This window comes from Mesorhizobium sp. ArgA1 (assembly GCF_053714375.1).
Genome location: NZ_JBSKBQ010000023.1, coordinates 16952 through 34657 on the forward strand (window position 1 = coordinate 16952; position 17706 = coordinate 34657).

Below are 17706 nucleotides of genomic sequence, written 5' to 3' on the forward strand. Positions count from 1 at the left end.
TTCTGGCGGTACTATTCCCTACCCGCCCGCCATTCCCTGTATTTGAGGTTCAGCCTGGCGCCGATCGCTGTCATCGGTTGGCGTGGCAAACCTTGAGGACTGTCATAAGCAGAGAAAATGTCACCGAGCTTGGAACTCGTCCCAGCCAGAAGTTCAGCGGTCGCGATCCCGGTCGCTGTAGCCTTAGTTCCACCAATTCCGTTGCACGCACAGGCAGCAAAGAGATTGGGCTCGATTTCGCCAAAGAGGGGTACCGTGTTCCAGGTCAGTGCCATGGCCCCTCCCCACCGGTACTGCATCTTCAGGTGACGCAAATCCGGAAAACGATCAGCAAACTTCCTATCGTGAAGGTTGCCGGCGCTTCTGATCACATCGGCGCTAGCCGTGATGGCCGGATTATGGGTGTAGCGGGAACGGATCAAAATACGATCGCCCGCCGGTCCGTCCACACGCCGTACAGTTGTCCCCATAGGCGAAGCAGGCGTCGCGCCCCACTTGCGGGCACCACCGAGCCCTCCCGGTTCGAACGGTTCACTCAACGAGGCATAGGTGAAGACATGCAGGAGTTCACGCTGCCCGATTCCAAAGCTCGTGGCATGGCCATTGACGGCAAGAACTACGCGAGCCGCGTTAATTTGACCTTTGGAGGTGATGATTTTGCAGCCGCTTGTGGAACTCTCGATAGAAAGGGCCGGGGTTTGCTCGAATACGCGCACCGGCTCCTGGAGCTGGTCCGCAACGGCGCGTACCAGCGCGGCGGGCTGAATCAGGACAGCGCCCGGAGTGAAAAGGCCGGACTTAAACGACCTCGTGCCCGTAACGTCAGCGATCTCGGCGGCGTTCAGGACCAGATGTGGCTCGCCCAGTGCGTTGAGTTTCGTGGAGTATTCCGCGAGATGGCCGGATCCCCAATTCGTCATGGCCACGCTGTATTTGCCGCACGGGTCGAAGACCGATTTCGCCCAGCCGTGCTCAGCCGCCAAACCGGCGTAAAGCTGGATCGCCGAACGCGCGACAACGATGTCGTTCCGGCTTTCGGCCAATGCATCCCCGGCGAAATCGCTGGTTGAAATGTCATGTGGCAGATCGATCAGGAATCCGGAATTCCTCCCGCTCGCACCATTTCCAACGTTGTCGGCGTCAATAACCGCAATGGACAGCTGCGGTTCAAGCTGTGCAAGTCGGACGGCCGTCGCGAGTCCTGCGAAACCAGCCCCGATAACTGCGACGTCGACAGTGATCGTCCGATCCAATTCCGGCTTCGGGATCCTTGGGGGCAGCAATGCCGTCCAGGCTGGGCCCGGTCCATGGTCCGGCAGCAGGCGCGCGTGAAAAACTCTTGCGGTCATTTTGCAGTTTCTTGCCCAATCAGGGGACCGAGTGCGGCACGAAGGGCTTCGACCCGTTCGCCGGACAACGACCGAAACGGCTTTCTGACTTTGCCCGGCGAATAGCCCGTCAATTGGGCTGCGGCATAGACGCTTTGCACATAGTCGCCTTGCCACAGCAACGACATTAGCGGTTCCAGCAGCACCCACAGCGCCCGGACATCGTCCCACCTCTTCTCGCGAGCAGCCTTGACAACAGCCACACAGGCGCGAGGGGCAATATTCGCGCCCCCCCAGATCAAACCCGAGCATCCTGCTAGTTGCGAAAAAGGCACCAGCGGGTCGGCCCCGTTGATGACACCCAGCCCCGTGCCGATCAGGCTCACCTGCGCAATCAGGTCACCGCTGCTGTCCTTGACGGCCTGGAACTCGGGCAATGTGCAAAGTTTGCGCAGCAGGTCAGGCGTGATGCGCACGCCGACAGCCTGCGGCACGTTGTAGCCGATAATCGGCAACCCGACCTTTGCCACTTCAGCGTAGAAGTCGAAAATCCCGTCGTCATCGGATGGCCCCTCGAAGAAGGGCGGCAGCACCATGACGCCGTCGGCGCCGGCATCCTTGGCGATTTGGGTCCGTCTCACCACATCTGCCGTAAGCAGGGCCGACGTCTGCGCGATAACCTTGGCCCGCCCGGATACGACACGGGCGCCATGCTCGATGACAGCCTTCGATTCCTCCGCAGTCAGGTAGACATGCATCCCAGTTCCAGAACTGAACACGATGCCATCGACGCCCGCCGCCAAGTAGCGTTCCACGAGGTCGTCCAGGCGTTCGAAATCCACATTGCCACTAGAGCTGAAAGGTGTGGTGATGGCCAGGTTCAGGCCCGGGAATGCAAAAGCGGTCATCTTAAAAACCTTCGTGGGAGGTGCTCAGGTCGACCCAAAGCGTTTTTGTTTGTGTGTACTGGTCGTGCGCATGGAAGGCCTTATCGCGGCCCCCGAAACCGGACTGTTTATAGCCGCCGAAGGGGGTTGCCGCGTCCCCTTCCCCGTAGCAGTTGACGGTCACTGTACCTGCCCGAAGTGCCCTGGCGGCCCTGAGCGCGCGGATGCCGTCGCCGCAGAACACCGAAGCTGCCAGACCATATTCGGTGGCATTGGCGAGCGTTACCGCCTCGGCCAGGGATTGCACCTCAATAACGGCGAGGATTGGCCCGAAGATCTCTTCCGTGACGTGCTTCCCCTCATGAGCATCAAACTCGATAATAGTAGGCTCGATGGTTGTGCCATTGGAGGCGTTGCCACCAACGATAAGCTTACCATTTGCGCCCAGATAGCCGCTGACTTTCTCAAAATGCGTAGGGGAAATGAGCGGGCCGATGCGGGTGTCCGGATCGAGGGGATCGCCAACTATCCAGGTTTTGGCCACCTCCTCGAGCTTGGCGAGCAGGCGCGGCTTAACGTCCTTATGCACCAGCAGACGCGAAATTGCTGAGCAGTTTTGGCCCATGTTCCAAAACGCGCCGTTGCAGATATGAGCGGCAACTGCATCCAGATCCTTGGCGTCATCCATCACGATGCAGGCGTTCTTGCCCCCCATCTCAAGCACGACCTCCTTCAGGTTGCTTTCCGCCGAATATTTGAGGAAGCGTCGGCCGGTTTCTGTAGAGCCTGTGAAGGATATCGCGTCGATGTCCGGATGGCGGCCGATCGGCTCGCCAACTTCCGGACCGTCCCCGGTTACGACGTTGAAAACCCCTGAGGGAAAACCCGCTTCCAAGGCCAGTTCAGCCACGCGCAGCGTAGTCAATGAGGTTTCCTCGGCGGGCTTCACGACGACCGTGCACCCGGCAGCCAAGGCCGGTCCGATTTTCCATCCCAGCATGAGCAGCGGAAAATTCCACGGAAGCACGATCCCGACGACGCCGATGGCCTCCCGAACGACCAGTCCAAGGGATTGGTCCGTGGCGGGCGAGACCTGGTCGTAGATCTTGTCGACAGCTTCGGCGTGCCACTTTAGGGTGTTGACTGTTTCCGGAACATCGATGTTCACGCAATCAGTGATCGTCTTGCCGCTGTCGAGGCTTTCCATCAGGGCCAGTTCGACCGCGTTCTCCTCGATGAGCGCGGCCAGCCTGAGCAAACCCTGTTTGCGGGTCATTGGCGGCAGCTTGGACCACCGACCATCTTCAAAGGCTCGGCGGGCCGCCGCAACCGCATTATCGACGTCGGCGGAGGAACCCGCCGGCAAGTCAGCCAGGACGGCACCGGTCGCTGGATTGACCGTTGGAAATGTCTTTCCCGACACCGCACCGGTTCGCTCGCCGTCAATGACCATCTTGGTCGGCAGTTTCATCGATTGCGCCTGCGTTCTGTAGTCGACTTTACCGTGCATTCAGGTCTCCTGTGGTGTACGCAGGCCGTGTCTTTCCGGCGCCTTCGGGCGCCAGTCAGTGTTCATCAGCGTCGTATCTGCGCGCCGAAGCCGACCAAGGAAGCCTTGGAAGCTGCAGCCTTCGCGATGGCACAAATGAGCCGGCCGGTGGGCGGTAGGGCGTTGTGCTCAATAGTGGGTGCCCGCGGTTCGGCTTATTGCGCTCGCTTCACGCGCGGGGTTGTTGAACGGACCAGCTGCTGCCCGTTTGTTTGATCTTTGACGTCCCGATGGTTATAGATAACGGCAAACCGCGCAATTTACTTTTTCTCAGGGCGCAGGATAACAATTACTCATGTCGAAGGACTACAGGCGTCTCCCACTTAGTGCGCTTCGTGCGTTCGAAGCAGCGGCCCGGCACTTAAGTTTCACGAAAGCTGCCAATGAGCTGTCTGTAACCCAGGCGGCGGTAAGCCGGCACATTCTGACGCTTGAAGACCACCTCGATACCCAGCTGTTCAATCGGGGAAACCAGAAGGTCTCTCTAACTCCAGCAGGTGAGGAACTCTTCGAGGCTACCGCCCTGAGCCTGGCGCATATCGGCGCTGCCTTCGACAGCGTCCGGCGACGGCAGAAACCGCAACGCCTTACGGTCGGCATGCCAAGTTCGTTTGCAACTCTCTATATGAGTCACCGGATCGGCGAGTTTGTCACCAGCAATCCGAATATTGACTTGCACCTGGTCTCTCTCGAACGGAGCCCAACCCCCGCGACCGACGGCTTCGACGTATCCGTTGTCATGGGATATTTGCCCCGCCCTGAATATACAGCAACGGAGCTGTTCAGCGAGGAAGTCTTTCCCATTTGCAGCACGACCTACCAACCTCATTCCCCGAATATCGCAACGCCGGCGGACCTCTTGAATGAAGTCCTCCTCGACATGGACGATCAGCATTGGACCGCCTATCCATGGTCGCCTTTCAACTGGGCCCACTGGCTAGAGCAGTTCGGGATCGCAACCCCCTTCAAGCGCCCCATAACTTTCAACAACTATCCGACGCATCTCCAATCCGTACTGCGGGGAGCCGGTATCGGGCTTGGGTGGCGCCACCTGGTGAGCGACTATCTGGAGGAAGGCACGCTGATCAGGCCGCTGAAGGAAAGCTACCTTACGGGGCGGAAGCACCATCTCGTGGTCCCGAATTCGGCCGTTGGACGGGAAGACGTGACCGTCTTCCGTAACTGGATGATTGCGCAGGTTGCGGGTCTCAATCCACCTGAAAGCGCGGGGGTGGACGCCGGAGTCTCGGTGCAAAACAGTGCGGCCATACCGACAGCGGATAACATTTAGTCCTGGAAAGCATAACTTTTTGTTCGGTTGTTTTAATCTCCCGCCGTCTTTAGCGTTTATCTGCAGGTAGACGGACGGTCCTGACAGCAGACGGATGTCTTTGAACATGCGGAGCGCGAAGGGATGCGGTTAAATTGAAGTTACCGCTGGAAATGGGAACACAACACTAGCGCCACTTTTATCGGCCGCTCGCAAAAGCCCCGCATCTATAGGAAATCTCTGGCCGTCGTCAGGATGCCATCCCGCTGTGCGCGGGCGGTCACGCAGGCTATGGTCATCGACTGTCTGTCATGACTGAAAGGAATTTTGGTGAAGCCCGAAGACATCCTCGATCCATTCAAAACTCTCCGCATACCGTTGGGAGACTGGGTGGAAGTGGGGTTGGGCTGGGTCGTCCAGCAATACCGGCCCCTGTTTCAGACGTTGAAGTGGCCTGTTGACCAGCTTTTGACGGCTTTTGCGATCGCCTTGAACGGCATCCCTCCCCTACTCACGATTCTGGGTTTTGGCCTGATCGCCTGGCAGATCGCCGGCTGGCGGCTGGCAGCTCAGGTCGTCGGATTGCTCGCTTTAATCGGTTTCCTCGGCATCTGGCCAGAAACAATGATCACCCTTGCCTTGGTATTCACCGCCGTTGTCGTGTGCACCATCATCGGCATTCCCCTCGGGGTTCTCGCTGCAAGAAGCGACCGCGCAGCTGCGATCTGCAGGCCAATCCTCGATACGATGCAGACGATCCCGTCGTTCGTTTACCTCGTTCCCGTCGTCATGTTGTTCGGGATCGGCAACGTCCCCGGCGTCATCGTGACGATCATCTTCGCGCTGCCTCCCGTGATCCGCCTCACCACCCTCGGGATCCAGCAGGTTTCTGAGGAGGTGGTCGAGGCGATGAGGGCCTTCGGCGCCACGAACAGACAACTGCTGTTCAAAGCCCAACTGCCACTCGCGCTGCCCAGCATAGTAGCCGGCGTGAACCAGACCCTAATGATGTCCCTGTCTATGGTTGTGGTGGCGTCCATGATTGCGGTCGGCGGCCTTGGCCAGATGGTTCTGCGCGGCATCGGCCGGTTAGATATCGGCCTCGCGGCCACCGGGGGACTAGGCATCGTCCTCCTTGCCATTATCCTCGATCGCATGACCCAATCCGCGATGATCCAGCGGGACCGCGATGCGCATATTGCCTGGTATGAGCGTGGCCCAGCCGGAGTGATTACCCGCGCTGTCAAATACTTCCAGAACTCCCCGGCGGGGACTGGAAGGCAAGGATTAGCCGGCAATCAACGGTAAGCAAAAATGGGAGTTTTCATGAACGTTCATCTGAAGCAAACGGTTCTGCAGTTAGCGACCGCCGTCGCCCTGGCCACCATATTCGGCATGTCCATCAGCCACGCCGTCGCGCAGGATCTGCCGGGCAAAGGCGTCACGGTACGACCCCTATACCTCGGCCAGGCCGAGGAATTGTTCGAGGCCTATATCGTCAAGCTGGGGCTTGAAGACCTTGGATACACGGTCAACGAGCCATCGGCGGCGCAGGTCCCCCTTGCCCACATCGCAGTCGGCAATGGTGACGCGGATTACTACACGCCACACTGGTACCCGTTGCATATCGCCTTCGCCGAAAAGGCTGGTGGCGAGGCGAAGTTGCGTCGTGTTGGAACCCTCGTGCGCGACTCGATCCAAGGCTACTCGATCGACAAGCTTACGGCTGACAAATATAATATCAAGACCATCGACCAGCTCAAGGATCCCAAGCTTGCCAAGCTGTTCGACATCGATGGGGACGGCAAGGCCGATCTCTATGGTTGTGATCCCGGCTGGGGATGCGAACGCATCATCGAACACAATCTCGATGCCTACGGCCTGCGGGATACCGTGACCCACAAGCAGGGAGAGTACTTCGCCCTGCTCCCCGACGTCATCCAACGCGTCAAGTCCGGAAGCCCCGTCCTCTATTACAGCTGGACCCCCAACTGGATCCAGGGTGTGCTGAAGCATGGCAGGGATGTCGTTTGGCTGACCGTCCCCTTCACGGCGCTACCGGACGAACAGGCTGGCGCAAATACGACGGTGGCGGGTATCGGCAACCTCGGTTTCTCGGTGAACAGCCACCACGTCATCGCCAACACCAAGTTCCTCAATGACAACCCGGTCGCGACCAAATGGTTCGAATTGGTCCAAGTGCCGATCGCGGACGTCGATGCCGAAAACCTCCTGATCCATCAGGGGGAGAAGAACAACGAAGACATCCATAAGCACGCCGAAGCCTGGAAGGCAGCCCATCTCGACCAGTGGAACGCGTGGCTCGAGGAAGCCAAGAAGGCGGCGAAGTAAAGCTTGCCGCACAAGTTACGCGCCCGGCCGGCCTTCTTAGCCGGGCGCCACCTCACAGTTTGGAGCTCCCGGTGAAAGCGCACGCCATTGAATTTAAGGACGTCTGGAAGGTTTTCGGGACCGGCTCCAAGCTTGATTTCACCACGGTCCAACGCCAAAACCTGTCAAAAGAAACCCTGCTCCAGAAGCATGGGTGTGTAGCAGCCGTTGCCGGCGTTTCGTTTCGCGTCGAAGCGGGAGAAATCTTCTGCGTGATGGGTCTTTCGGGTAGCGGCAAATCCACCCTCGTGCGCCACGTCAACCGCTTGATCAAGCCCAGCGCGGGCCAAGTCATCATCGGCGGCGAAGACATCAACCTCAAGTCCGAAAACGAGATGCGCGAGCTTCGCGCCCGAACCATGGGCATGGTATTCCAAAACGTGGCCCTCCTGCCCCACCGTACGGTGCGCGACAACGTCGCGTTGAGCCTCGAATTGCGCAACGCTCCGCTGAAGCAACGCCACGAGGTTGCAGAAGAAAAGCTTGAACTGGTCCAGCTTTCAGGATGGGGTGACCGGTACCCGGACCAACTCTCCGGTGGCATGAAGCAGCGTGTCGGGCTGGCGCGCGCCCTTGCCGCGGACCCGGCAATCCTATTGATGGACGAGCCGTTCTCGGCCCTCGATCCGCTGATCCGCCGCGATCTCCAAGACCAGTTCAAGGAGCTGTCGACCAAACTCGGGAAGACGACTTTGTTCATTACGCATGATTTGGAGGAGGCCGTGCGCCTCGGCCACCACATCGGCGTGATGAAGGACGGCAAGATGCTCCAGATTGGCTCTGCAGACGAGATCATCGGCAACCCAAAAGACCCGTATGTCGAGAGGTTCGTGCAGGGAAGCAGCCGCCTCGGCTTGCTTAAAGCTGAATCGGTTATGGTACCCATAAGCGAATTCGCGGGCGTCGGCGGTACCCTGAATCTGGACAATGCTCCGCGGATTGGCGTGGAAACAGCCCTCAAGGACATGCTCGGCCTCACCACCCAACACTCAAACGGACCGCTGGTTGTGGTCGACGCAAATGGCGCGGATGTTGGGATCATCACCGGATCCATGATCCTACGCGGCATTCACGAGAGGATCTGACCCCTCGCGCGTGCCCTTTCCCCGCTCTGCATAATCCGCAGGGTTCCCTCCTCAAGCAATGGCTCTACGCTCATGACCGCCAAAAAGAAAACCGTTGTTGTAACTGGCGCTGCTGGCGGTATGGGGCAGGCCATCTGCCGGAAATTCGTTGCCAATGGCTATTATGTTGTGGCGGGGGATACCAACGAGGATCGCCTAGCGACCACGGCGGAGGTCCTCAATCGCGACGGACAGAACGTCCTCGCCAAAGCGGGAGACCTCCGCAGCAAAGGCTACTGCGAGGACCTCGTCGCCACGGCCATTGAATCCACCGGCCGCCTTGACGCGCTTGTCAACAATGCAGGCATTATCACACGCGGCACCATTCTCGATACCAGTGACGACGACTGGGACAGGACCTTCGACATCAACCTCAAGGCGATTTTCTACACCTGCCGGAGATCGATAGCGTTCATGAGCTCCAATGGGGGCGGATCGATCGTCAACATCTCTTCCACCTGGGGAATCTATCCGGGTCCCAGCCATGCGGCTTATTGCGCCAGCAAAGCCGCGGTCGCAACATTCTCGAGGTGCCTCGGAAGGGACCATGCCGGTAGCGGCATCAGGGTAAACGCCGTTTGCCCCGGAGAGATCGACACTCCCATGCTCCGCTCAGGCTTCATTCATCGCGGTTTTGATCCGGATACCGCGGTTGCGGAGCTTAGCAAATCCAATCCGCTTGGCCATCTGGGTGACCCAGAGGATATCGCCGATGCGGTCTATTTTCTCAGCTCCCCGGAGGCCAGATTCATCGCGGGGACCACCCTTGAGGTGGCCGGCGCTAAAGCCGTCTACTGACCGAAGTCAGTGTCCTGAGGGGGCCGAGCGGCCAAACATCCGGTCATGACCTGAAGGCATAACTTGCATCATCTTTTATTATTGGTTGGTGAGTACATTTTCCTATATATTCTTGTAAAACATCAAGGGTATGATTGAAATGTCGTCAAGATCAGGCGGGCGAGAGGCTCGCCAGAAGTTACGCAATGACAGAACAGTGACCTTGTTGCCTGTCCTTGAACGTGGCCTTCCTTACATGGATGTACTAAGTCCAGATAAGCTGCTTCATCTGCATGACATTTCCATGCAGATACTTGAGGAGATTGGAATCGAGTTCCGCGACGACGAGGCGATCGACCTTTGGCGCAAGGCGGGCGCAGATGTTACCGGGCAACGTGTACGGGTCGACCGTGGGCTTCTCATGGACCTGGTGTCCAAGGCACCGGAGACGATCACCGTTCACGCCCGTAATCCCGCTAAGACGGTAACATTGGGGGGGCGGAAGACGATCTTCACGCCGGCTTATGGCTCACCGAACGTGCTCGACCTGGAGGGCAAGCGCCGTAACGCGACGATCGCCGACTTCGTAAACTTCGCGAAACTGGCCTACCAATCTCCGGCGATGCACATGACCGGCGGCGTGCTCTGTGAGCCGATGGACATCGCTGTGCCGCGGCGCCATTTGCACATGAACTACAGCCTCATTCGCTACTCCGACAAGCCGTTCATGGGTGCCGTGACCTCCCGCGAACGGGCGGAAGACACCATCGAGATGGCGAAAATCGTTTTCGGTGAGGAATTCATCCAGAACAACACCGTGATCATCTCTCTAGCTAACTGTAACTCGCCGTTGGTCTGGGATGCGACGATGCTCGATGCCGTCAAGGTATACGCGGCCAACAACCAAGCGATGATCCTGGCGCCGTTCGTGCTGGGCGGTGCAAGCACCCCGGCAAGTACCGTGGGCGCCGTGGCCCAGCTAAATGCCGAAGCCCTGGCAGGTGTCGCGTTCGCGCAGCTGGTCCGGGTTGGAGCCCCTTGCATCTATGGCCAGTGGCTGGCGACGGTTTCCATGAAGAGTGGCGCTCCCATGGCTGGAACGCCGGAGATCTGCCACATGAACATGCTCGTCGGTCAATTGGCGAGGCATTACAAATTGCCTTGGCGCTGCAGTGGCAGCAATACCAGTTCCAAGCTGGTGGATGCGCAGGCGGGCTACGAGGCTGCCAGGAACATGTATGGCGCCCTCATTGCGGGAGCAAATTTCGTGTTGTCGTCGACCGGTTACCTCGAAGCAGCTCTCACCCAGAGCTACAGCAAGTTCATGCTCGATTCAGAGCAGATGATCATGTTCCACAGGCTCGGCCAAGGCATTAACTTGAATGAATTCGACGAGACGCTCGGCGCGATGCGCCAGAGCGAGCCGGGCAGCCACTACTTGGGGACGGAACACACGCTCAAAAATTTCGAAAAGGCTTTCTTCGTCCCGGACCTGATGAACCACGATAGCTTCGAGCAATGGTCGGTAGCCGGGGCAAAGGATGCCAATATGCGCGGGCTCGATGCGGCCGTGAGGGCCCTGCAGGATTACCAGGCGCCGCCCATTGACGAGGCTCTTGATGAAGCATTGCTCGATTTCATCAAACGTCGTGAACTCGAGATCGGCGACGCTGTCCTGTGACCGCTCGCAGCCTTAGGCTTGTGCGAACGTTTAACGCGGCCTTCTGCCAAGGCGCGCAATCCAGATCGGCCCGACCGGCGGGTGTCGGGCCTGATATTGAGGACGATCCGAACTAAAGTTCGTTGGCACCGGATACCGCATGGATCTGTTTTAGGTTCGGGCACGCTCGGCTTCACCACTTGCGAATGCATGGACGGGTTTCGATGAATGCACCTCCTTACATCAACGCGGCTCGGGTCCTAAGCCTGCCCGAAACGGCGTTTTCGGTGGGAACGCCGTTTGAGGTCGTAGTCTTGGTCTTACCAGGATTCTCGCACCTTGCCCTGCACGCGTTCCTTGAGCCATTCCGGATCGCAAACACCGTTTCCCGCCCCACGATGTTCCGGTGGCGGATTGCTGGGCTCCACGACGGCCGCGTGGAAGGTGCGAATGGCATTGCGATCGATGTCGACTTGACGATCGGAGATCCAACGCTCCTTTCGGGAGGCCGCAAGCCTGACCACCTCGCCGTTATCGCCGGCGAACCCGTGGCGCAACAGGTTCCACCTCAATTCAACACCTTCATGCGCGCGCTAGTACGCAGGTCGATACCGATCTCCGCGGTTGGGACCGCCACTTGGCTACTGGCGCAGACAGGCCTCCTGGCCAATTCGCAGTGCACCATCCACTGGTCTCGCCTAGCGGCTTTTTCGGAAGTGTTTAGCCAGCCTCAAGTGCGGGACTCGCTCTTTGTCAAGGACGGACAGTTCTCAACCTGTGCCGGTGAACTGTCAGCCTTTGACCTTGCCGTCGACCTGATCGCAAACACGGCTGGCGGCTTCATCGCCCATGAGGTCTGCCGACACGCGACCGTGGAAGGGCAGAGGTCGGGATCTAATCGACAGACAGGTCCTTCCGGTCTTGCGTTTGCAGGCGTAAGTGACAAGCTTCTGATGGCCATGCGAATCATGGAAGCCAACGTCGAAACGCCCCTCAGCATGAGACTGATCGCTGAACAGACGGGTGTCTCTCGCCGGCAGCTGGAACGCTTGTTTTGCATCCACGTCGGGCATCCCCCCTTGCGCCATTACCTGCGGATCCGCGTTGACCACGCCAAACGACTTATTGAAGGCACGCGCATGCCGATTATCGACATTGCCGTCGCCTGTGGTTTTATTTCACCCTCGCACTTTGCGAAATGCTTCCGGAGTGTGTACGGGATTACACCGCAGCAATGCCGGATTTCAGTACCGGCATGGGTGGGTCCCGGTCTTGGTTGAGATCGCAAACCTTCAGTGGATCTGCGCTCGAGGCAGACTTAAGAAACGGATGCGATCCGCGGACGGCCTGACGCCACCGCTACAATATGCGCTTCAACGAACAGGCGTTGGTCCTCAATAATCGAGACCTTGAACTCCCTGTGGATCTGAACCTCTGCATCGTCAGTCCCGGCCTTTTTGGCCTCCTCGGTAACGACTTCCCTGAGGCTTGCTTCTGCAGCCACGATAGCCGCATCCTCGTCCATAAAATCGCGAACACGGCCGCCGGCGGTTAACCGATAAAGCCCTTCTTTGGGTTGATTGATTAGGGCTTCCGCCGACACCCGCACCTGGCCTACGACGGCGCCAAGCGCGTTGGCGACGTCGGTATCTTCCGGCACCACGCACTCATTGCCGACCAGCTCGGCCATGCCGGCATAATGCAGCGGCGCCGAAGCGCCGAGGCCGATGACCGGGCGGTCGAGCGCGACGCTGAGGCGTGCGATGCCGGGATGGGCGTCGACTGCGCGCTGCACCAGCGCATGGGCGACGGTGGCGGCGCCATCGAGCCCGTCCTCGGCAAAGGCGGTTTCCAGGATGTATTCGGCCGACCAGCGCGTCAGCGTCACCAGCACCCGCTCCGAGATCGCTTCCGGCGAAGCCGCGATCGACTGGCCACGGCCATCGCGCCTGCGGGCGAACAGTTCGGCGCCGAGGCGGGCGGCGGCGGCATCCCAGGTCGCCTGCTTGCCGAGCACATGCGCGGCGTCCGACGGGTGAAGCCTGAGATGTGCACCAGCCCGCGCGAAACCAGCCTGTTCAAGGTGGCATTCTGGGCATTCGAGGTCAGTAGCCTGTCGAGAGCAAGCGGCGTCGCCCCGATCGCCTCGTAGAGCTTTGCCTCCGGTGCGGTCAGCCCCGCGGCGAGCCGATCCGGCACGCCGGTGCGAACCGCGAACCGGCCGTCCATGCGGCCGGTGTTGGGGGCGCGCAACTGGCGTTCGAGTTCCGCCGTCACCGCCTCGCCATGCGCCATGCCGGCCAGCGCCAAGGGCACCAGGCGGCGCGGCCCGAGCAGGATCTTCGGGTTGAGCGCGCCATCCTCCAGCGTCACCTCGGAATCGCCGCCAAGGCCGAAAGTGCGCATGGCCACCGCCTCGACCATGGTGCGGAAACCGCCAACGGTCGCGCCTTCCGGATCGAGCCGCGGCCGGCCGCCATCGAGCACGGCGACGTCGGTGGTGGTGCCGCCAATGTCGGACACCACCGCGTTGTCGAGCCCGGTCATGTGGCGGGCGCCGACGAGGCTGGCGGCGGGACCCGAGAGGATCGTCTCGATCGGCCGCTGGCGGGCAAAAGCCGCCGAAACCAGCGCGCCATCGCCGCGCACCACCATCAGGGGCGCGGCGATGTTGCGCGCCTGAAGGAACCCCTCGGTCGCCGCCACCAGCCGGTCGATCATCGAGATCAGCCTGGCGTTGAGCAGCGTGGTCAGCGCCCGGCGCGGACCGCCGAGTTTGGCCGACAGCTCATGGCTCGATGTGACCGGCAGGCCGGTTCTGTCGCGGATCAGCTCGCGGGCTGCGATCTCGTGCGCGGGATTGCGGGTGGCGAAATAGGCGCAGACGGCAAAGCCGGACACCGAAGCGCCGAGTTCCGGCAGCATCGCCTCCAGTCCGGACAGGTCGAGCTTTGCCGCATTGCCGTGCACATCATGCCCGCCCGGACAAAACACCACCGGATCGGTGGCAAGGGCCGTCTTCAGCCCATCACGGGCAAGATCGGCCTCGGAAAAGCCGATCATGACCAGCGCCACGCGGCCGCCCTGGCCCTCGACCAGCGCATTGGTGGCGAGCGTCGTCGACATCGAGACCAGTTTGATGTCAGCCGGATCGGTACCCGCCTTTTCTAGCACCGCATCGACGGCGCCCGAAATGCCGACGGCCAGATCATGCCGCGTGGTCAGCGCCTTGGCCTTGGCCAGCACCTTGCCCTTGTTCGGCCCCGGCTGGGGACCTTCGGTCTCGGACCACAGCACGGCATCGGTGTAGGTGCCGCCGGTGTCGATGCCGAGGAAGAGGCCGTTGCCGTCAGAGGTCATCAATCACCATTCCGCGTCTTGGCGGCTGCTCTGGTGCAGAATTCACCCGGCTTTCGGCGGCTAGAGTTCGGCCGCCGATGCAGCCGCCACCGGCTTAGTAAGTTTGGCGCGATACTCTTCGTCCAAAATTGCGGGAAGGGGGATTTTTTTGGTCCTGGCACCGTCGACCGAGATTCTTTCGCCACTGACGAAGCTGGAATCATCGCTTGCCAGCCATAAAACCGCCTGGGCTATCTCCCGCGGGGCACCAATCCGGCCGACCGGATGCAATTCTCCCAACTCGCGCTCGATGAGTGTGCGGTCGGGGTGCATGTCGACGTAGGCTCGGTTGAGATCCGTATCAATCCAGCCCGGACAAACCGTATTGCACCTGATTCCGTCGGGACCGAGATCCACCGCCAAGCCAAGAGTTAGCCCGTGGACGCCCGCCTTGGTAGCGGCGTAAGCCGTATGCCAGGGATTGACCATATGGCCCTCAACAGAGCCGATATTGACGATCGAGCCCGATCCGTTACGCCTCATTTCCGGGGCAATGTACTTCGCCATCAGGAAGGGCCCGCGCAGGTTAACGGCCATAAGCCGGTCCCAATCCTCAGCGGTTTGGTCATCAATTGATTTGTGAATGACCATGCCAGCATTGTTCACGAGGATATCGATCTTGCCATACCGCTCGATCACCTCGTCGACAAATGCGCGGATCGAGTATTCGTCCGTGACATCAAGGGGCAACGACAGAATTCGTTCCGCCACGGTAGGTGTCGATTTCGGATTGGGGAGATCGCCTACCACAACGTTGGCACCTTCGGCGGCCAACATCTCCGCGATAGCCCGACCAATACCCCGGTTGCCCCCGGTAACGATAGCGACCTTATTCGACAGCCGATGAACCACTGGTGTCTCCTATCCTGCTGTGAAGCCGCCATCGATGGGTATTGCGACGCCGGTAATGTGCCCCGCATCCTCACTCGATAGAAATACCGCAAGGCTTGCGACTTCTGATGGCTTGGCGACACGCCCCTGAGGCGTGGAATCGCGGTTCCGTTGGAGCACTTCTTGAGCCGAAACCGGCTTGGAATGTGCCGAGACCAGCATCGGAGTATCGACTGCCCCGGGGCAAATTGCGTTGATGGTAATGCCTTCCTTGGCATGGTCGAGAGCCATTGCCTGTGTCAGCAGAACAACCGCTCCCTTTGATGCGCAATAGGCGGCCAAGCCGGTGCACCCGACAAGACCGACATTAGAGGCGATGTTGACGATGCTCCCCCCCCCGGTCCTACGCATGGCTTTGACGGCAGCGCGGCTGAAATAAAACACGCCATCAACGTTGGCCTTGAACGTATCCCGCCAGTCCTCATTCGAGGTCTGGACTGCGTCGCCACGGCGAATAATGCCGGCGCTGTTGACCAGCACATCGACCTTCCCAAACCTCTCCACTGTTGCCGCGATGACCTGTTCTGCAAATGCCGGATCTGCAACGTCACCGAGCAACAACTCCGCCGGACGGTCGAAACTCTGTGCAACAGTCCGGGCCGCCTCACCGCGGGCCTGGTCACGACCCACCAGGACCAGCGAGGCACCGGCTTCGGCAAATGCTTTAACGACCGCTTCGCCGATGCCGGAGGTGGCCCCCGTGATAACAACAACTTTCCCCGCATGCTTCATTCTTCAATTGCCTATTATATCGGTGTCGCCGTCACCAATCGGATCGGCACTGGCTTGATCTAGGACCGCATCTTGCCGGGCCGCAAGCTCCTAAAAAGTCATGGGCGCAACAAACTAGAGTCATGGTCACTTCGGGTTGGACACTTGAACCGAAACAGTTCGCCGCGTTCTATACGATCATAACTTTAGGTCATCGGGCAGGCGCATCAATACTCATTTGAAGTGGAATTCGCGGTTCCTTATAGGTCACGCCTAGGGTCTTCCCGGCTTCGTCACCTGCCGAGGATCCGAGCCCGGCTCTTTATCAAGAGGGATTTTATGAAGATAAAGCGTTTGCGGGTCTTCCATAAGCGGTTTTCCATACTCGGAGGGAAATACAAGGTTGGAAAGGCTACTATCTCCGACGTAGATTCAACCATCGTTGAGCTCACTTCGGATGACGGCCTAACCGGATGGGGTGAAACCTGCCCGATTGGCCCGATCTATTCGGCAAGTCATTCGCTAGGCGCTCGTGCTGCCCTGACCGAAATGGGCCCGGGTCTGATTGGGGCGTCGCTTGAGCCCGTCTTGCTCCACCGTCAGATGGATGCACTACTCACCGGACACTCCTATGCAAAGGCAGCCGTCGATATTGCCGCGCATGACCTGCTTGGAAAGAAAACCGGAAAGCGTGTGGCCGAGCTGCTCGGCGGCATCGCGACCGAGCGGGTGCCATTTTATTTTTTCATCGGAATCATGAGCTCTGACGAAGCCGTGCGTCTGGCAAAGGAAGCCGGAGCCGGCGGCTACGTGCGGATCCAGACCAAGATCGGGGGCCGGCCAATCGAAGAAGATCTTGAGGTCTTACGCAAGGTGGGCGAGGTCCTACCCAAGGGTATGCGCTGGGCGGTTGACGGCAACCGGAACCTCACCACGAGGGACGCCATTTTTCTCAGTCAGAAGTGTGAAGACCTGCAGTTCGTGCTTGAGCAGCCTTGCAACACGCTGGAGGAAATCGGCGTGATCCGATCGAAGGTTCGGCACCCCATTTATCTTGATGAAAGCGGCGTGGACCTCAACACCGTCATTCAGGCCATCGGAAGCGGTTTGTGCGACGGCTTTGGGATGAAGGTCACTCGCATCGGCGGCCTGAAGCCGATGGCGACTTTCAGAGATATCTGCGAGGCTCGTTCGCTTCCGCACACAAGCGATGATGCGTGGGGCGGCGACATCATTGGATCCGCTTGCACCCATCTCGGAGCAACCGTCCGACCCGACCTTTTTGAGGGGTGCAGTTGGGTGCAAACCATCTCGGAAGACAGCCATTATGATCCGCAAAATCCGTTACAAGTCATTGATGGACATATCCCGGTTTCCAAAGGTCCCGGGCTGGGATTGACGATCGATCCCAGTCTGTTCGGCGATCCGATCGCCGCATTCTAGGACTTGTGGAGATAGCCACGACAAACTCACGCAGAGGACAGGCCCATGCCCGTTATTCATATAGAGACTTTCAAAACGGACGATGACAAAAAGACGGAAATCGCTGCCGAAATCACCAGCCTCTTCGTTCAGAAGATGAACCTTCGGCCGGAGCAGATCCACGTCGTTTTTGACGAGTATACGCCCAACAATTGGGCCACCGGCGGCAAGCTTTGGTCACGGATGTAGCACACCGAGCGCTATGACGGCCGCTGCCGGGCCTGACCGACGGTTGCA

The 17706-nt window shown here is 59.4% G+C and carries 14 protein-coding genes and 1 pseudogene; 9 read left to right on the forward strand and 6 right to left on the reverse strand.

From position 1 onward, the window contains the following. Positions 1 to 11 precede the first annotated feature (11 nt). The 3 genes from ACWGTI_RS28905 to ACWGTI_RS28915 are packed head-to-tail and all read right to left on the reverse strand — an operon-like array spanning position 12 to position 3725. Positions 12 to 1349, reverse strand: a complete 1338-nt coding sequence (locus ACWGTI_RS28905) for an NAD(P)/FAD-dependent oxidoreductase (RefSeq protein ID WP_454590196.1) — start codon at positions 1347 to 1349, stop codon at positions 12 to 14. Beyond that, complete coding sequence (locus ACWGTI_RS28910; protein ID WP_454590197.1) at positions 1346 to 2236, reverse strand: dihydrodipicolinate synthase family protein; 891 nt, start codon at positions 2234 to 2236, stop codon at positions 1346 to 1348. Before ACWGTI_RS28910 ends, ACWGTI_RS28905 begins: the two co-directional genes overlap by 4 nt. Position 2237: 1 nt before the next feature. Continuing rightward, positions 2238 to 3725, reverse strand: a complete 1488-nt coding sequence (locus tag ACWGTI_RS28915) for an aldehyde dehydrogenase family protein (protein ID WP_454590198.1) — start codon at positions 3723 to 3725, stop codon at positions 2238 to 2240. Positions 3726 to 4059: 334 nt separating this feature from the next. On the opposite strand from ACWGTI_RS28915, the gene ACWGTI_RS28920 reads away from it, so the two are divergent. The 7 genes from ACWGTI_RS28920 to ACWGTI_RS28950 all read left to right on the forward strand — a co-directional run bounded on the left by ACWGTI_RS28920 (position 4060) and on the right by ACWGTI_RS28950 (position 12266). Then, a complete protein-coding gene (locus ACWGTI_RS28920; protein WP_454590199.1) occupies positions 4060 to 5055 on the forward strand; it encodes a LysR substrate-binding domain-containing protein in 996 nt (331 codons plus the stop codon). A 309-nt stretch (positions 5056 to 5364) separates the two neighbouring features. Further along, on the forward strand, positions 5365 to 6342 hold the full coding sequence (locus ACWGTI_RS28925; RefSeq protein ID WP_454590200.1) for an ABC transporter permease: 978 nt from the start codon (positions 5365 to 5367) through the stop codon (positions 6340 to 6342). 18 nt (positions 6343 to 6360) lie between these two features. Then, the gene (proX, locus tag ACWGTI_RS28930) at positions 6361 to 7386 is read left to right on the forward strand and encodes a glycine betaine/L-proline ABC transporter substrate-binding protein ProX (RefSeq protein WP_454590201.1); all 1026 of its coding nucleotides are present in this window, start codon (positions 6361 to 6363) and stop codon (positions 7384 to 7386) included. Positions 7387 to 7457: 71 nt separating this feature from the next. Further along, entirely contained in the window at positions 7458 to 8510 is a 1053-nt protein-coding gene (locus ACWGTI_RS28935) for a quaternary amine ABC transporter ATP-binding protein (protein WP_454590202.1), read from the forward strand. Between the two features lie 72 nt (positions 8511 to 8582). After that, positions 8583 to 9347 carry an SDR family NAD(P)-dependent oxidoreductase gene (locus tag ACWGTI_RS28940; protein ID WP_454590203.1) on the forward strand — a complete coding sequence of 255 codons (765 nt, stop codon included), beginning with the start codon at positions 8583 to 8585 and terminating at the stop codon, positions 9345 to 9347. Between the two features lie 139 nt (positions 9348 to 9486). Further along, the gene (locus ACWGTI_RS28945; RefSeq protein ID WP_454590204.1) at positions 9487 to 11007 is read left to right on the forward strand and encodes a trimethylamine methyltransferase family protein; all 1521 of its coding nucleotides are present in this window, start codon (positions 9487 to 9489) and stop codon (positions 11005 to 11007) included. Positions 11008 to 11210: 203 nt separating this feature from the next. Further along, on the forward strand, positions 11211 to 12266 hold the full coding sequence (locus tag ACWGTI_RS28950; protein WP_454590205.1) for a GlxA family transcriptional regulator: 1056 nt from the start codon (positions 11211 to 11213) through the stop codon (positions 12264 to 12266). 38 nt (positions 12267 to 12304) lie between these two features. Here the strand turns inward: ACWGTI_RS28950 and ACWGTI_RS28955 are convergent. The 3 genes and pseudogenes from ACWGTI_RS28955 to ACWGTI_RS28965 all read right to left on the reverse strand — a co-directional run bounded on the left by ACWGTI_RS28955 (position 12305) and on the right by ACWGTI_RS28965 (position 16008). Next, a pseudogene (locus tag ACWGTI_RS28955) lies at positions 12305 to 14346 on the reverse strand (hydantoinase/oxoprolinase N-terminal domain-containing protein). Between the two features lie 60 nt (positions 14347 to 14406). Then, the gene (locus ACWGTI_RS28960; protein ID WP_454590206.1) at positions 14407 to 15237 is read right to left on the reverse strand and encodes an SDR family NAD(P)-dependent oxidoreductase; all 831 of its coding nucleotides are present in this window, start codon (positions 15235 to 15237) and stop codon (positions 14407 to 14409) included. A 9-nt stretch (positions 15238 to 15246) separates the two neighbouring features. Next, positions 15247 to 16008, reverse strand: a complete 762-nt coding sequence (locus ACWGTI_RS28965) for an SDR family NAD(P)-dependent oxidoreductase (protein WP_454590207.1) — start codon at positions 16006 to 16008, stop codon at positions 15247 to 15249. 318 nt (positions 16009 to 16326) lie between these two features. Between ACWGTI_RS28965 and ACWGTI_RS28970 the strand changes: the two genes are divergently transcribed. Together ACWGTI_RS28970 and ACWGTI_RS28975 are read left to right on the forward strand one after the other, a co-directional pair. Further along, positions 16327 to 17430: a mandelate racemase/muconate lactonizing enzyme family protein gene (locus ACWGTI_RS28970; RefSeq protein WP_454590208.1), complete on the forward strand. Its 1104-nt coding sequence runs from the start codon at positions 16327 to 16329 to the stop codon at positions 17428 to 17430. Between the two features lie 45 nt (positions 17431 to 17475). Further along, positions 17476 to 17658, forward strand: a complete 183-nt coding sequence (locus ACWGTI_RS28975) for a tautomerase family protein (protein WP_454590209.1) — start codon at positions 17476 to 17478, stop codon at positions 17656 to 17658. Positions 17659 to 17706 lie beyond the last annotated feature (48 nt).

Bases quoted from the DNA above. Each gene is read 5' to 3' on its own strand.
- ACWGTI_RS28965 (WP_454590207.1), bottom strand. From the start codon at position 16,008: ATGAAGCATGCGGGGAAAGTTGTTGTTATCACGGGGGCCACCTCCGGC.
- ACWGTI_RS28940 (WP_454590203.1), top strand. From the start codon at position 8,583: ATGACCGCCAAAAAGAAAACCGTTGTTGTAACTGGCGCTGCTGGCGGT.
- ACWGTI_RS28970 (WP_454590208.1), top strand. From the start codon at position 16,327: ATGAAGATAAAGCGTTTGCGGGTCTTCCATAAGCGGTTTTCCATACTC.
- ACWGTI_RS28910 (WP_454590197.1), bottom strand. From the start codon at position 2,236: ATGACCGCTTTTGCATTCCCGGGCCTGAACCTGGCCATCACCACACCT.
- ACWGTI_RS28950 (WP_454590205.1), top strand. From the start codon at position 11,211: ATGAATGCACCTCCTTACATCAACGCGGCTCGGGTCCTAAGCCTGCCC.
- ACWGTI_RS28920 (WP_454590199.1), top strand. From the start codon at position 4,060: ATGTCGAAGGACTACAGGCGTCTCCCACTTAGTGCGCTTCGTGCGTTC.
- ACWGTI_RS28915 (WP_454590198.1), bottom strand. From the start codon at position 3,725: ATGCACGGTAAAGTCGACTACAGAACGCAGGCGCAATCGATGAAACTG.
- ACWGTI_RS28975 (WP_454590209.1), top strand. From the start codon at position 17,476: ATGCCCGTTATTCATATAGAGACTTTCAAAACGGACGATGACAAAAAG.
- proX (WP_454590201.1), top strand. From the start codon at position 6,361: ATGAACGTTCATCTGAAGCAAACGGTTCTGCAGTTAGCGACCGCCGTC.
- ACWGTI_RS28905 (WP_454590196.1), bottom strand. From the start codon at position 1,349: ATGACCGCAAGAGTTTTTCACGCGCGCCTGCTGCCGGACCATGGACCG.
- ACWGTI_RS28945 (WP_454590204.1), top strand. From the start codon at position 9,487: ATGTCGTCAAGATCAGGCGGGCGAGAGGCTCGCCAGAAGTTACGCAAT.